Origin of the sequence: Bartonella sp. TT67HLJMS (genome assembly GCF_042193375.1) — a bacterium.
GTDB lineage: Bacteria > Pseudomonadota > Alphaproteobacteria > Rhizobiales > Rhizobiaceae > Bartonella > Bartonella grahamii.
The window spans coordinates 1-461 of sequence record NZ_JBHILP010000045.1 but is presented as its reverse complement, the minus strand read 5'-3'; the positions used below and the strand labels follow the sequence as shown (position 1 = coordinate 461).

Here is a 461-nt window from a genome sequence, read left to right as displayed (position 1 = left end):
GATCGGCATAAGAATATAGAAAGTTTAATCCGTGGATTAGGTCGGGATGATGAGGAAAGGGCGGTAACTATTGCTGCTGCCTCACCATTAAAAAAAATAAATGTTATGAATAGTGAAAAGGAAGCTCGGGTTATTTTTAATCTTGCTGCTGGTAGTATCGTAAAAGACTCAACCGAAGCGGTAAATGGTTCCCAGATTTATAAAGTGAACGAAAGTCTTGTGAAACTTTTTGGCGGTTCTTTTACCGTGAGCAAGGAGACTGGAAAGTTTTCCCCCACTGAGATGCTTTCAGGGTACTACGGGAGCGGCCAGCTGGTACTCAACGACATGCCGGACTTATTTAGTGTCCATACGCGTACGAATGCATCTTTCGGTAACGTTGCTAGAGACTTTAACCATACTCTAAAAGCTTTAGGCGGTGGTGCTGGCTTTGATCCTAAAATTGGAGTTGATAAAGATGC

Annotated in this window: 1 protein-coding gene; it reads left to right on the top strand. The window is 42.7% G+C overall.

Annotated features, from left to right (window positions below):
* On the top strand, positions 1-461 hold a 461-nt coding region (locus ACFIJQ_RS08870), incomplete at both ends, for a hypothetical protein (protein ID WP_375629978.1).